The following is a 12,833-nucleotide window of genomic DNA, read 5'->3' as shown; positions in this document are numbered from 1 at the left end:
CGTGTATGTAAGGGATCCCCAACCGGACACCGGTCAGCTCGTCCTGAGCGGGAGTCTGCTGGTCATGTTGAGTTTCACCTCGCCGTAGGGCCGGACGTGGGACCAGAACAACGGGGTCAGGCCGCGCCGGTCCGCGGGCGTGAGGAGGTCCGCCCACTCCGGTTCGCCGAGGATGTCCTGGAGCATCAGGGTGTTCACGAAGACCAGGGCCGATTGCAGGATGCGCAGGCACAAGACGAACACCTCCTGCTCGTCGCGCCGGTTCGAGGCGATCTCCCCGACCTTGCCGTAGGCGATCACGGAGTTCGCGCCGTTGGAGGACTCCATCACGTTCAGGCCCTCCTCGATCTCCCGCTGAAGGTCCCGAAGTCGCAGGTAGCGGGCCACGAAGATGGTCTTCTGGGCGCGGCCGGCCTCCAGCATGGCCGCGTAGGTGGGGTGGGAGGCGTTGGGGGTGAAGCGGCGCAGGATCGCCTCGGTGGACGCGGTGCGGGTCCGGATCGCGGTGACGTACTTGATCATCTGGTCGTACTGCTGGGCGATGAGTTCCCAGCGGATCGGCCGGGTCAGCGCCGGGGTGAGCTGCGGGTAGGCGTCCGGTTCGCCAGCCATGGGCCGGTACAGCTTCACCTTGTTGATCCGCTTGATGCGCGGCAGCAGGTCGAAGTTCAGCAGCCTCGTGATGCCGAACCCGATCTCCGACTGGCCATGACTGTCGGTGTAGTTGGCCTCGACGTCCATGGCGGTGCCGTGCCGCATCGCGCCCTCGACCCTCGCGGCGACCTCGGAAGCGGTGCAGTTGATCAGCTGGGAGTGGATGGCCAGGGACTTCTTCTCCACGTGCCAGTAGATGAGCACCCCACGGCCGCCGTAGCGCGAGTGCCACTCGGCGAACAGGTTCTGGTCGTATGCCCGCACGTGCGTGGAGTCGGAGGCCACCGCGGTCGAGCCCTGGCCCCACAACTCGGTACTGCGGGCGGCGAAGGCGGCGTTCGCGATCTCGATGGCGATCTGCCGGGCCGTCTCCGGGGTGAGATACCGGCGGCGCACGTAGCGCAGTTCGTCCTCGGTGTGGCCGTGGCCGCCGGAGGCGACGGCCTTGATCCCAGTGTTCGTGCCGTAGGCGTAGATCACCAACATCAGGCGCTCGGCCAGGACCTCCGCAGACAGGGAGCCGCCGCCGGAGACAGAGGTGACCGCATCCAGGCAGCCCGTGCGCAGGACTGCCTCTTTCAGCATGTCGATGAGCGGCAGGATGCCCCACCGGCGCTGTACCTCACCCTTGATCCGGCGCAGGTTCTTCGGCTCGGGCTGGGCCTCGGCCGGGGTCAGCCGGATCGCCCCGGACTTCCGCTCGGCGATGTCCAGCCAGCTCAAACGCGGCATGCGGTCGTTCAACAGCGTCAGCTCGGTGGTCATCTGCTCGCGCAGCTCGTCGACGAAGTCGGCGGCGTCCAGCGGCTTGCGGAGCTCGCGGTAGTTCTCCTCGCGGCGCTCGGCGAAGTCCTGGGGCAGGTCCTCGTCGGGGTTGCGCCACTTGTCGGCGCCGACCACCCAGATCTCCTTGCACTTGAGCTGGTCGCGCAGGGCCTGGAAGGCGACGACCTCGTAGACCATCCGCACCACCCGGCGCCGGCCCCGCTTGTCGGTGCGGTGCACGACCTCGGCCCAGTCCCCGCTCATCGCCTTGTGCATGGTTTGCTGCGGCCAGACTTACGACCGATGGGCGCCCGGCCTCCTCGCAAGGGACTGCGGGCCGGCGCCGCCACGGACCTCGGCGAGAACGGGGTGACGGACGAGGAGATTCAGGAAGCGGGCCGCTGGGTGAAGGGTTCCGCAATGCCATGGAGGGTCTGCATGCGCCCCGGCGAAGGCCGACGGCGACTCGTTCCGGAAGGTGCCTGTGCATGATCCGGGCGCGGCCGACGGTATAGAGCCCCCCACACAAAGTGTGCACTAGGTGTAATGTAGATACATGACAGCTTCATATCCGATCACTGAGGCGCGCGGCCAGCTCGGAGAGCTGGCCCGCCGTGCCGCCCAGCATGAACGTGTGGTCCTCACCGACCGCGGCCAGCCCACCGCCGTCCTCATCTCCCCCGCCGAGCTGGAGGACATGGAGGACGCCCTGGCCGTGGCCCGCCTCGAACGCGACCGCGCGCTCGGGGCGCAGCTAGCGCCTGTCGCCGACACCGATGCCCGCGCTCTGTTCCGGCAGGGCGCCGAGCGCGGTGCCGCCCGGTGAGCTGGACCGTCACCTGGGAGCCATCCGCGGTCAACGCCACGGTGCGATTTCTGGAGGAACGCCCCGACACACTGGATGAAGTGTTCGCGGCAAGCGACATGCTCGCCGAGGACCCGAAACCGGCGGGCAGCACTCCGTGGGGAACCAGTCACCGCCGCCTGCGTGTCGGCCGCTGGCGCCTCCTCTACCGCATCGACGACGCGAACCGAATCCTTCACATCGAGCACGTCGGATTCACGGCATAAGCACCAACGTCGACCGGGGCGAACGGCATCAACTGCCCTTCGCCCCCGTCCGGTTCATGTACCTGGGTAGCCGAACCGCAGGTACGGTTCTGGTGTCGAGTCAGAACGGAGCCCAGTGTGCACCCTCATTCTCACGACCACACCGGCGCACGCATAGCTCGTCTGCGGCGCGCCCGTCACCTGACGCAGGTCCAGCTCGCCGACCTGGCCGGACTCTCCATGTCGATCATCAGCAAGATCGAGCAAGGGCGTGAACCAGCCACGCCGTTCATCATTGCGCAGGTGGCCGCCGCGCTGCGCGTGGGCGTCGGTGAGATCACCGGTCAGCCGTACGCGGAAGAGCTCCGTGCCGACGAGCTCGACGTCCTTGTGCGCCCCATCCGTGAGGCCCTGGACGTGTATGACCTGGGGGCCGACCCAGACATCACCCCGCGCTCGCTGGACGTGCTGAGCTCCGAGGCAAAGCGGCTGTGCGTGCAGGTACGCGCGGGCGAGATCCGGCGGGCGGGATCGGATGTGGCCGGCCTGATCCAGGAAGCGACCACGGCAGCGCACCAGCACGGGACTACCGAGGGATGGAACACCCTCGGCTCGTTCTTCCGCACCGCGTACGACGTGACCACCAAGCTCGGGTACTCCGACCTTGCTGCCCTGTCGCTGACGCGGATGGACTGGACGGCGCAGCGCGCATCCAATGCTGTCGTCGGCGGCATGTACCACTACATGCGTGCCCTGACCCACCTGCGCGAAGGTCAGTACCGTACGGGCGACCGTCTGGTCCGCCTGGGCCTGAGCGTGCTCGAGCAGGCGGAGCCGACCCGGGAGCAGCAGGTCGTCACCGGTCAGCTTCACCTTGGCGCTGCCGTCATGGCAGGCCGCGCCAAGAACGAGGACGTCGCCGAGGGGCACCTGCAGGAGGCGACGCGCATCGCGGAGGGGACGGGCGAGGCGGCGGAAACCTACTGGCTGACGTTCGGCCCGACCAACGTCAAGGTCCACAGGGTGTCGGTCCTGGCGGAGCTGGACAAGTATGGCGAGGTCATCGAGGCGAGCTCTTTCCGGCTCCCCGCCGACTGGCCGAAGTCCCGCATCAGCCATCACTACGCCGAGGTGGCGCAGGCGCAGATGCGGGAGAACCAGATCGACGCCTCGTTCAAGAGCCTGGTCGCCGCACGGAAGGCTGCGCCGCAGCAGGCCAAGTACCACCCGACGGTGCGCGAAACGTACGCGGCGCTCGAGGCCGCGCACCGTCGCCTGCCGAACTCGTTCCTCTCCTACGGATCATGGCTCGGCCCAGGCGCACACTGAGAGTCAACCCTTGTCCCCAACCGTCACTAATTCACTGACAGTTGGGGCTCTCGCATAGCGCCAACATGAGGGACCCGCACCTGTGCGTCCCCACTCATGGAGCCGACCATGCTGACACGGCACACGCCTCCAGGACGCTTACGTCGACGCGCCCTGTACGAGGCCCCACTCGCCTCGCACGCCCCCGTAAGAACCGTGCCGCCGGCCCGCGCTTCCCGGCCGGCCACGGAACAGCCGAGCCCCGCCGTATGCGGCGAGAGCATTCGCACCTATCCGATGACCGTGCCCGCGCCACGCCATGCCCGCACGGACGCCCGGATGCTGCTCCCCGCGCTGGGCTGGACGTTGACGACGCCACGCTCGCCGTCAGCGAGCTCGTCACCAACGCCTACCGGCACGCGAACACCGCCGGGCCTGAACTGCGCGTGCGCCTGGCCCTCTTGGCCGACGGGGCGCTCCTGCTCGAGGTCTCCGACCCCCTGCCCGGCTTCATGTCACGGATACCCAACCCCGAGCGGGGCCGTGTCCTGCCGCTCCTGGACCAGCTCGCCAAACACCTCGACTGGTACGAGTTCGGGCCACAGTGCGGTCATGACCGTGGGAGTGGAGTTCGAGGGCATGAGCGACCGCCAGTAGTGGATGGCGGGTACGCCGCCCGCATGCAGGCGGGGGGAGTTGGCGCGCAGGGCTTCGTGGTCGATGCCGTGTTCCACGCTCGGGCCCAAGCCGCAGTAGCTGAGATAGACGATGACGGGCAGGCAGACCGGCGGCGCGGGCGCGCAGGATTGCGAGCACGTTGTGGGTGATGGCGCACTTGGTGATGAGGCATACCGGGCTCCGCAGGATGGGCACTGACAATCGCTTCGGGGAAGGGCCGCGTCGTGCGCCGTGCCCGTGGAGCAGGCGGACGACGCGGGAGTGCGTCAGACGGACTGGGTGGTGATGTGGGCTCCGACCGCGGCCAGCTTGGCGACGGGCTGTTCGTAGCCGCGCTCCAGATAGCGGGCTCCGGTGATGGTGCTCGTGCCGTCGGCGACGAGTGCGGCGAGGACGTAGCCGAAGCCGGCTCGCAGGTCAGGGATGACGAGGTCGGCGCCGTGCAGGCGGCGGGGGCCGCTGATCTTGGCGGTGTGCTGGAAGTCCCGTCCGTGGAAGCGGCAGGCGACCGCTCCCAGGCACCTCGTGGTCAGCTCCACCGAGGCGCCCATGGCGCTCAGTTGCTCGGTGTAGCCGAAGCGGTCTTCGTAGATGGTTTCGTGGACGACGGATGTGCCGGTGGCCTGGGTGAGCAGGACGGTGAGCGGCTGCTGCCAGTCCGTCATGAAGCCGGGGTGGACACTAGTTTCGATGTCGGTGGCGGTCAGCGGACGGGCCCTCCAGAACTCCAGGCCGTCCTTGGTCTGGGCGAAGTCGCCGCCGATGTGCCGCAGGGTGTTCAGGTAGGTGACGAGGTGCTCCTGGCGTGCCCCGCGAACCTCGATGCGCACATCCACCGGCCACAAATCTGCCGGGCGCGGCCTGAACCGCCACCGCAAGCGGCAACTCGACCTGCGCAAGAAGCTCCAGGCCAAGGGCACCAAGTCCGCCAAGCGGCTGTTGAAACAGCGCAACCGGCGTGAACAGCGCCACGCGAAGAACCAGAACCACATCATCGCCAAGACGATCGTGACCGAGGCTGAACGCACCTCGGCCGGAATCTCCCTGGAAGAACTCAAGGGAATCCGGCAGAGGGTACGGCTCCGCAAGCCCCAACGGGTCGCACTGCACTCCTGGGCCTTCGCCCAGCTCGCAGACTTCATCGTCTACAAGGCCCGCAGGGCCGGCGTCCCCGTGGTCTTCGTCGATCCCGCCTACACCTCGCAGCAGTGCTTCGAGTGCGGCCACATCGACAAGAAGAACCGGGCAAGCCAGGCCCGCTTCACCTGCCGGAACTGCGGGGTCGTTGCCCACGCAGACCGGAACGCTTCCCACAACATCGCCCGCAAGGGCGTAGCTGTGTGGACTGCGGGGCGTGAGTCACGCGTCCCTGCCACCCCATAAGGGTGTCTGGACGGAGGAGCCCACCCAACAGCCAGTCGGGCGCTACCTCCAAGCCCCGTCCTTCAGGGCCGGGTCAAGTTGACTGCCCAGCTCAGCGAGCATGCCCAAAACGAGGTCAACCTCCACGATGCGGGGGACTTTGTGCAGCACGCACGGCTGGTCGGTCAGCAGGCTGGCGACGAGTTGCTTGGTGACGGCGTTCTTCGCGCCTGATGCCGTGATCGAGCCCTCGAGCGGTACGCCACCGGTGATGCTGTAGGTGTGGCGATTTTTGGCCATGGGCTGCTCCAGCACGCTAGCAATAGTCATCTAGTGATATCCCTCGGCGTCCTATTCGGCATCTATGGCGGACTGCTCGCCGCAACGTCACGACGAAACCCGCTCGGTGAGATAGGACGATACTGGTGTGATGCTGGTTGCATCGCCCGGGAGTAGCCGTTCGGCCCCCTGATACAGCCGGTTCGGGTAGATGAGGCCACCGGTCACCGCAGCCTGCAAAACGGCCGTGCGGGCGCGCTCCTTCATGCGCGGCACGAGGTCGGCGCTCTCCTCCAGTTGGCGGCTGACGGTGAACGCTCCGTGCCGGGCGCCCGGTGGCGGAGACTGCGTTGGAGGATTCACGCCGCGGACCGTAGGAAGCCTCGCGGCTCGCGTCTCGGCCTGCCGAGTCGGTCAGCCGAACCGAAGGCAGTACACGGTGATCGAGTACATCTGAGAGACCGCCAGTCGATAGGCTGAAGCCACGCGATAGAGCTCCGATTCCGCACTTTCGCACCGGCCGACCCGGCGTAGCCAGATGGGAATACGCACTGTGAACGGTGCCGATGTCGACCGCCTTCCGCAGCGGGCCTTCCGCTTGATCGTCACGGGTGGCGGAACGGGTGGTCACACGTACCCCGCCCTGACAGCTGTGCGAACGCTGGCGGCCCGGCTCACAACTCAGGGCCGTGCGCTGGAAGTCCTGTGGGCAGGCAAAGCGGACAGCTTGGAGTCCCGAGTCGCAGCCGCCGAGGGAATCGTGTTCGCGTCGGTGGCCACGGGGAAGATCCGCCGCTCGAAGAACCCACTGAAGATGATCTCGCCCGCGAACATGGCGGATATGAGTCGGGTCCCGCTCGGTGTCTTGCAGGCCCGCAAGATCATCAGTGCGTTCCGGCCCGATGTTGTGCTGGCAACTGGCGGGTACGTGGCCGTTCCAGTGGGTGTGGCCGCGACCCGGCTGTGCCACGTGCCCCTGGTGGTGCATGAGCAGACCGTGCGTCTGGGCTTGGCCAACAAGACGCTCGCCGGCGCAGCGACCCGTGTAGCCGTCTCGTCGGAGTCCACCCTGCCGCTCCTGCCGGAATCGGTGCGAGCGTCGGCGGCCGTGACGGGTAACCCGGTTCGGCCGCAGGTGTTCACCGGGCAGGCGGAGAAAGCGGTCGAGGCATTGAAGTGGGGCGGCTTCGACCGCCGTCTGCCGACCGTCTACGTCACCGGCGGCGCGCAGGGATCCCAGCAGATCAACATGGTGGTGCGCGACGTGCTGCCGTGGCTGCTCGGCCATGCCAACGTGATTCACCAGTGCGGTCCCGACCACGTCGAGGGACTGCGTGAGCACACCGCGCATCTTCCTGCGCCGAGCGCGGCGCGTTATCACCTCACCGGATACGTCGGCGCTGAACTGCCCGACGTTCTGGCCCTGGCCGATGTGGTGATCTCCCGTAGCGGTGCCGGCACGATTGCCGAGTTGACCGCGCTGGGCAAGGCCGCGGTATTCATTCCACTCGCCACCTCGGCCGGCAATGAGCAGGCGCACAACGCCGGGCACCTGGCGGACAACGGAGCCGCGGTCACGCTGGTCGATGATGTGTCCGCGGCCCGGCTTCAGGCTGCGGTGGAGCCGCTGCTGACGGATTCGACGCAGCGCCAGGCGATGGCAGAGCGGGCCCGGTCGTACGGCCGTCCCGATGCCGCCGAGCGGCTTGTTGACGTCGTCCTGTCAGCCGCTGCCAGCGGCTGACAGGACGATGCGCTACGGCAGGTAGCGGGCGGATCTGGCCTCGATGATCGCAGCGCAGGCGGTGAAGTCTGCGGCCGGCTTGCCCATGGGGTCGGGTACGTGCTGGTCTTCGAGGTAGAGCTGCATCTTGGCGGTGCTCTCCGCGCCGCCGATGGTGTGCAGGTTCGCCAGAACTGAGCGGTCCATGGCGAGGACGAGGTCGGCCCAGTCGATCAGGGTCTTGTCCACCTGGGCAGGGCGGTGGCCCGTGAGGTCGTAGCCACGGTCGGAGGCGGCAGCGATCATGGAGGGGTGGGCAGTTTCTCCGGCGACCCACTTGTCGATGAGTCCTGCCGACCGGACTTCCAGGGGCCCGCCTCTGAGCGAGAGCACCCCATCACGTGAGCAGGGTCCGGCACGCAAGTCGTTCCGTGAGGGCTTTGCCAACTGCGTAGATAGCAGTGGGTGATTGCTCGAGATGCAGGGGGTGTTGAGGCCTGTTTCGCTGGTGTGGCCCGCTCTTCCTCGTCACCCAAGGAGTGATCATGAGCGCTGCAGGCGAGTCCGGTCGTGCCCAGCAGATCCGTGCCAAGGCCCAGGACCTGGAACAGGCCGCGGAGCGCGCCACCGACCCGCAGGAGCGTCAGCGCCTGAAGGACAAGGCCCGCCGGCTCAAGGAGCAGAGCGAGCACACAGGCGATACCGGTAAGCCGGACATCCACCCGATGTAGTCCCGGCGGTTCCGAGTACAGACACCGGCCGGTGGTCGGCCTCCGTGGCCCTTTTTGGCACGCGAGAGGCCCCGGCCGGTCACTGCTGTCTCCGCTCAAGAACAACGCCTGCGCCGCCAACGGATCACCACACCCCCGGCAGTACCGCCGAGCCGTCCTGCCAGCCACTCAGCCGCCCTGGTGCGCGCGTGCTGCTCGCACCGAATGTGGGTGGTTTTGCGGGTTTGGTATCGACTCCGCGCGGAGGGGCGGCCCGCGATCTCGGCGTCAGCAACTTCCCTCAGCCGTGTGGACATTGCCTAAACAACGACACCAGCGACCTCGTCTCGCCCGCAGCCCGGAGGATGACCCGGCGGGCGCGGATCTTCGGCAACTCGCTGACCTGGAACGACCTGCCCTGGCTGCGTTCGATCACCGATCTGCCGCTGATCCTGAAGGGCATCTGCCCCCCGACGACGCCGCCGTGCCAAGGACGGCGGCGTGGACGGCATCTACTGCTCCAACCACGGCGGACGCCAGGCCAACGGCGGCCTGCCCGCCCTCGACGCGCTGCCCGGCGTGGTCCAGGCCGCCGACGGCACGCCCGGCCTGTTCGACTCCGGTGTCCGTACGGGAGCCGACATCATCAAGGCCATCGCCCTGGGCGCCAGCGCCGTCGGCCGCCCTTACGCGTACAGCCTTGCCCACGGTGGCGAGGCCGGCGTCGTTCACGTCCTGCAGGCTCTGCTCGCCGAAGCAGACCTGATCATGGCCGTCGACGGCTCCCCGACCCTCGCCGACCTCACCCTGGACGCCCTCCGCCATTTCGCCTGACAGTCGCCGGCCAGCCGGGGCCAGATCCACATGGCGGACGCGTCCAGTCAGGCCCGTCACCGAATGGACCACGCGTCGCGACGAGCAGACCCCTGCCCGGCAGGATCAGATTGTCCGCGCCTGGTCCGGTCTCCCCACCATGTCGCAAGGGCATCACGACGCCGAAGACGGCGTCCGGCCTCCCCAGCTAGAAAGTCGGTTGTAACCATGTCTGAGAAGTCCACCGTCCGCAGCGTGACCTATGACCTGCTGCGGACCCTGAACCTCACTACGGTCTTCGGTAACCCCGGCTCCACCGAGCAGCCGTTCCTGCAGGAATTCCCCGAGGATTTCACCTACGTCCTGGCGCTGCAGGAGGCGTCCGTCATCGCGATGGCCGACACCTTCGCCCAGGTCACCGGCCGCCCCGCGCTGGTCAACCTGCATTCCTCGGCCGGGATGGGAAACGCGATGGGCAACCTGGTGGCGGCCTACCACGGGAGCACGCCCCTGATCATCACCTCCGGCCAGCAGCACCGGGAACTGGTCATCGGGGACCCGTACCTCGGCAACCGCGAGGCCACCACGCTGCCCAAACCATGGGTGAAGTGGTCCTACGAACCGGCCCGCGCCGAAGACGTCCCCGAAGCTTTCATGCGGGCCTACGCGGAGGCGTTGCAGCCGCCGACGGGACCGGTCTACCTGTCGATTCCCATGGACGACTGGAAGCGGCCGCTGTCCGGCTTCCCGAGAGTGCGGACGGTGAGCGACCGCGTCGCCCCCGACATCGCGCGCCTGCGCGCCTTTGCCGAGCGCATCTCCGCCAGCCGTCGCCCCGCACTGGTCTTCGGACCGGAGGTCGACCGCGCCGGCGGCTGGAACGCGGCCGTCGCCCTGGCGGAGAAGCTGCGCGCCGCCGTCTACGGCGCCCCACTGCTGGACCGCGCCTCCTTCCCCGAGGACCACCCCCTCTTCGGCGGCCCGCTCGGCATGTCGGTCAAGACCATCAGCGACCGGCTCGCCGGGCACGACCTGGTGGTCGTGATCGGCGCGGAGGTGTTCCGCTACTACCCCTACGTCCCCGGCGACTACCTCCCCGACGGCACCGAACTCCTGCAGATCACCGGCAACCCGGCAGTCGCCGCGGCGGCCCGCGTGGGCGACAGCCTCCTGGGCGACCCCAAAACGGCGATCGAGCTGCTCCTGGACATGGTCACAGAGGGACCGGCGCGGACCGCTCCAGAACCGATGCCGCGGCCCCGTGAGCTGCCCCAGGAGCCGAACAGCCCGCTCACCCCACCGGAGGTGTACGCCGCCCTGAGCAGGGTCAGGCCGCCGGACGCGGTAATCGTCAACGAATCGACCTCCACGATGGCGCAGCAGGTCGAGTGGCTTCCGACGGTCAGGAGCGGATCGTTCTTCGCCACGGCCAGCGGAGGGATCGGCTGGGGCACCCCGGCCGCGGTGGGTGTCGCGCTGGGCGACCAGGAGCGGGGCGTCGAACGGCCGGTGGTCGGCCTGATCGGCGATGGTTCCTTCCAGTACTCCGTGCAGGCCATCTACACGGCGGCCCAGCACCACCTCCCGATCGTCTACGTGGTCATGCGCAACGAGGAGTACTCCATCCTCAAGTCCTTCGCGGTGCTGGAGGAAACCCCGGGCGTACCGGGGCTGGACCTGCCGGGGCTCGACATCGCCTCCGTCGCCCGCGGCTTCGGATGCCGCGCCGTCGACGTGAAGACCACCGAGGACCTGGAGCGGGAGTTCAAGTCGGCCCTGACCGCCGGCACCACCACCGTCATCGTGGTCGCCACGCAGCCCCAGAAGGCGATGTTGTAGGCCGCGAGGCTCGCACGGCCGAGGAGAGACAAGCGGAGAGAGGACAGCAAGCATGGACTTCGGGCTGAAGGACCGGGTGTACATAGTCACCGGTGGCACCCGGGGGCTGGGCATGGCCGCGGCGCGCGAGTTGGTGGCGGACGGTGCGCGGGTGGTCGTCAGCGGCCGCAGTGAGAAGTCAGTCGCCGCCGCACAGGCGGAGCTCGGCGGCCCGGGGCAGGCGGTCGGCGTCGTGGCCGACAACGCCGAGACCGACACTCCAGACCGGCTGATCGCCGCGGCACATGATGCCTTCAAGCGGCTCGACGGGGTGCTCATCAGCGTCGGCGGACCCCCGGCAGGCACGTCGGACACCATCGACGACGACCAGTGGCGCACCGCCTTCGAGTCGGTCTTCCTCGGCGCGGTGCGGCTGTCCCGCGCGGTGGCGGCGAAGCTGGGCGAGGGAGGCGCCATCGGCTTCGTCCTCTCCAGCTCCGTGTACGAGCCGATCCCCGACCTCGCGATCTCCAACGCCCTGCGGCCGGGCCTGGCCGGATATGCCAAGAACCTCGCGAACGAGCTGGGCCCGAGGGGCATCCGTGTCGTCGGCCTCGTGCCCGCCCACATCGAAACCGACCGCGTACACGAACTCAACGCACGGACCGGCGACGCTGACGCCGCCCGCGAGCGCGCCACCGCCGACGTCCCCCTGCGCCGTTACGGCGCGCCGGACGAGTTCGGCCGCAGCGCCGCCTTCCTGCTCTCGCCGGCCGCGTCGTACCTGACGGGCGTGATGCTGTCGATCGACGGGGGTGTGCGCAAAGGCTTTTGACGGAGCCTCCGGCGAACTACACGACCGGCTCAACACCCAGGGGGCCAGGAGCCCAAGCAACGGTGCAGATCAGAGGAATCCTTCCGGTCTGAACAGGACCGACAGCGGCTCGCTGACCCGATCGAAACGGATCTCCTGCCCTTACGACGCGAAAACCTGGCTCGAAGCGCGTCAACGATCACTGTTTGCTCAGGGCCCGGCCGCCTGCCAGCCGTGAATTCCAGGCAGTTGAGGAGTCATCATGCCCATCTACACGTGCACCACCACCCAGGGGTCGCTGACCAGCGAGGTGAAGGCCCTGCTGGCAGCCGAGATCACTCGGATTCACGTGGACATCAACCACGTGCCACCGGCCTACGTCAACGTGGTGTTCTCCGAGCTGCCTACGGACAGCATTTTCGCAGGCGGGCAGCCGGCGAAGACGCTGATCCTCACTGGCTGGGTGCGGCGAGGCCACCCGCAGAAGGAGGCGACCCGACTGGCCCTGGAGCTGTCCTCAGCGATCGCCCGGATCTCCGGCGTCGACGAGAGCCAGACCATGGTGGTACTGCAGGACGGCCCTGCAAGGTCCGCTGTCGAGGGTGGGCACATGCTGCCCGAACCAGGCGAGGAAGAGGAGTGGCTGCGCCGGACCGGGGCCTGAACAGCGTGCGCGTCTCGGTGCTTGTCTAATGCCGGAGGCCATCGGCCAGTTCACCGGACGGCAACTCGCCTTCGGGACTGGGGTGTTTGGCATCAGTGTCGTCGGGCACCACTCACATCTGCACGGTGTGAGGCTGTGTGAGGGTGTGAAGTGTCATTGGAGCGTCATCGCAGAGAAGTCTTTGCTGAGCCAGCG

Annotated in this window: 15 protein-coding genes and 1 pseudogene; 11 read left to right on the top strand and 5 right to left on the bottom strand. The window is 68.0% G+C overall.

Features of this window, described 5'->3' with window-relative positions; genetic code table 11:
- Positions 1-33: 33 nt before the first annotated feature.
- Positions 34-1,683, bottom strand: coding sequence for a transposase (locus tag OG758_RS01150; protein ID WP_326708172.1), 1,650 nt, complete (start codon positions 1,681-1,683; stop codon positions 34-36).
- Between the two features lie 292 nt (positions 1,684-1,975).
- On the opposite strand from OG758_RS01150, the gene OG758_RS01145 reads away from it, so the two are divergent.
- The 4 genes from OG758_RS01145 (at position 1,976) to OG758_RS01130 (ending at position 4,604) form a co-directional block, all read left to right on the top strand.
- Positions 1,976-2,245 (top strand): type II toxin-antitoxin system Phd/YefM family antitoxin, encoded by a 270-nt coding sequence (locus tag OG758_RS01145; protein WP_326708171.1) that lies wholly within the window; start codon positions 1,976-1,978, stop codon positions 2,243-2,245.
- On the top strand, positions 2,242-2,490 hold the full coding sequence (locus OG758_RS01140) for a type II toxin-antitoxin system RelE family toxin (RefSeq protein ID WP_326708170.1): 249 nt from the start codon (positions 2,242-2,244) through the stop codon (positions 2,488-2,490). Before OG758_RS01145 ends, OG758_RS01140 begins: the two co-directional genes overlap by 4 nt.
- Positions 2,491-2,607: 117 nt before the next feature.
- The gene (locus tag OG758_RS01135; protein ID WP_326708169.1) at positions 2,608-3,798 is read left to right on the top strand and encodes a helix-turn-helix domain-containing protein; all 1,191 of its coding nucleotides are present in this window, start codon (positions 2,608-2,610) and stop codon (positions 3,796-3,798) included.
- Positions 3,799-3,863: 65 nt separating this feature from the next.
- Positions 3,864-4,604, top strand: coding sequence for an ATP-binding protein (locus OG758_RS01130; protein ID WP_326708168.1), 741 nt, complete (start codon positions 3,864-3,866; stop codon positions 4,602-4,604).
- 117 nt (positions 4,605-4,721) lie between these two features.
- Here OG758_RS01130 and OG758_RS01125 read toward each other — a convergent pair whose 3' ends face one another.
- Entirely contained in the window at positions 4,722-5,285 is a 564-nt protein-coding gene (locus tag OG758_RS01125; RefSeq protein WP_326715762.1) for a hypothetical protein, read from the bottom strand.
- Here OG758_RS01125 and OG758_RS01120 point away from each other — a divergent pair.
- Positions 5,284-5,838, top strand: a pseudogene (locus OG758_RS01120) (RNA-guided endonuclease InsQ/TnpB family protein); the annotation flags it as partial. The gene OG758_RS01125 and the pseudogene OG758_RS01120 sit on opposite strands and share 2 nt — an antisense overlap.
- A 42-nt stretch (positions 5,839-5,880) precedes the next feature.
- On the opposite strand, the gene OG758_RS01115 reads toward OG758_RS01120, so the two are convergent.
- Both OG758_RS01115 and OG758_RS01110 read right to left on the bottom strand, forming a co-directional pair.
- Positions 5,881-6,132: a hypothetical protein gene (locus OG758_RS01115; RefSeq protein ID WP_326708167.1), complete on the bottom strand. Its 252-nt coding sequence runs from the start codon at positions 6,130-6,132 to the stop codon at positions 5,881-5,883.
- A 72-nt stretch (positions 6,133-6,204) separates the two neighbouring features.
- The gene (locus tag OG758_RS01110; protein ID WP_326708166.1) at positions 6,205-6,372 is read right to left on the bottom strand and encodes a hypothetical protein; all 168 of its coding nucleotides are present in this window, start codon (positions 6,370-6,372) and stop codon (positions 6,205-6,207) included.
- A 277-nt stretch (positions 6,373-6,649) separates the two neighbouring features.
- On the opposite strand from OG758_RS01110, the gene OG758_RS01105 reads away from it, so the two are divergent.
- Positions 6,650-7,840, top strand: a complete 1,191-nt coding sequence (locus tag OG758_RS01105; RefSeq protein ID WP_326708165.1) for a UDP-N-acetylglucosamine--N-acetylmuramyl-(pentapeptide) pyrophosphoryl-undecaprenol N-acetylglucosamine transferase — start codon at positions 6,650-6,652, stop codon at positions 7,838-7,840.
- A gap of 12 nt (positions 7,841-7,852) precedes the next feature.
- Here OG758_RS01105 and OG758_RS01100 read toward each other — a convergent pair whose 3' ends face one another.
- Complete coding sequence (locus OG758_RS01100) at positions 7,853-8,212, bottom strand: arsenate reductase/protein-tyrosine-phosphatase family protein (RefSeq protein WP_326708164.1); 360 nt, start codon at positions 8,210-8,212, stop codon at positions 7,853-7,855.
- Between the two features lie 152 nt (positions 8,213-8,364).
- Between OG758_RS01100 and OG758_RS01095 the strand changes: the two genes are divergently transcribed.
- From OG758_RS01095 to OG758_RS01075, 5 genes are all read left to right on the top strand, one after another.
- A complete protein-coding gene (locus tag OG758_RS01095; protein ID WP_326708163.1) occupies positions 8,365-8,550 on the top strand; it encodes a DUF6381 family protein in 186 nt (61 codons plus the stop codon).
- Positions 8,551-9,030: 480 nt separating this feature from the next.
- Positions 9,031-9,363: an alpha-hydroxy-acid oxidizing protein gene (locus OG758_RS48770; protein ID WP_442810232.1), complete on the top strand. Its 333-nt coding sequence runs from the start codon at positions 9,031-9,033 to the stop codon at positions 9,361-9,363.
- Between the two features lie 207 nt (positions 9,364-9,570).
- Entirely contained in the window at positions 9,571-11,181 is a 1,611-nt protein-coding gene (mdlC, locus tag OG758_RS01085; RefSeq protein WP_326708162.1) for a benzoylformate decarboxylase, read from the top strand.
- A gap of 52 nt (positions 11,182-11,233) precedes the next feature.
- Positions 11,234-11,995 carry an SDR family oxidoreductase gene (locus OG758_RS01080; protein WP_326708161.1) on the top strand — a complete coding sequence of 254 codons (762 nt, stop codon included), beginning with the start codon at positions 11,234-11,236 and terminating at the stop codon, positions 11,993-11,995.
- 241 nt (positions 11,996-12,236) lie between these two features.
- Entirely contained in the window at positions 12,237-12,638 is a 402-nt protein-coding gene (locus tag OG758_RS01075) for a tautomerase family protein (RefSeq protein WP_326708160.1), read from the top strand.
- The last annotated feature ends 195 nt before the right edge of the window (positions 12,639-12,833 follow it).

The sequence above is a fragment of the Streptomyces sp. NBC_01474 genome (assembly GCF_035918215.1).
In the GTDB taxonomy this organism is placed as follows: domain Bacteria; phylum Actinomycetota; class Actinomycetes; order Streptomycetales; family Streptomycetaceae; genus Streptomyces; species Streptomyces aureus.
The sequence above is the reverse complement of the archived record's forward strand: the minus strand, read 5'-3'. Positions and strand labels throughout refer to the sequence as shown.

Bases quoted from the DNA above. Each gene is read 5' to 3' on its own strand.
- OG758_RS01145 (WP_326708171.1), top strand. From the start codon at position 1,976: ATGACAGCTTCATATCCGATCACTGAGGCGCGCGGCCAGCTCGGAGAG.
- OG758_RS01075 (WP_326708160.1), top strand. From the start codon at position 12,237: ATGCCCATCTACACGTGCACCACCACCCAGGGGTCGCTGACCAGCGAG.
- OG758_RS01150 (WP_326708172.1), bottom strand. From the start codon at position 1,683: ATGAGCGGGGACTGGGCCGAGGTCGTGCACCGCACCGACAAGCGGGGC.
- OG758_RS01095 (WP_326708163.1), top strand. From the start codon at position 8,365: ATGAGCGCTGCAGGCGAGTCCGGTCGTGCCCAGCAGATCCGTGCCAAG.
- OG758_RS01080 (WP_326708161.1), top strand. From the start codon at position 11,234: ATGGACTTCGGGCTGAAGGACCGGGTGTACATAGTCACCGGTGGCACC.
- mdlC (WP_326708162.1), top strand. From the start codon at position 9,571: ATGTCTGAGAAGTCCACCGTCCGCAGCGTGACCTATGACCTGCTGCGG.
- OG758_RS01130 (WP_326708168.1), top strand. From the start codon at position 3,864: ATGAGGGACCCGCACCTGTGCGTCCCCACTCATGGAGCCGACCATGCT.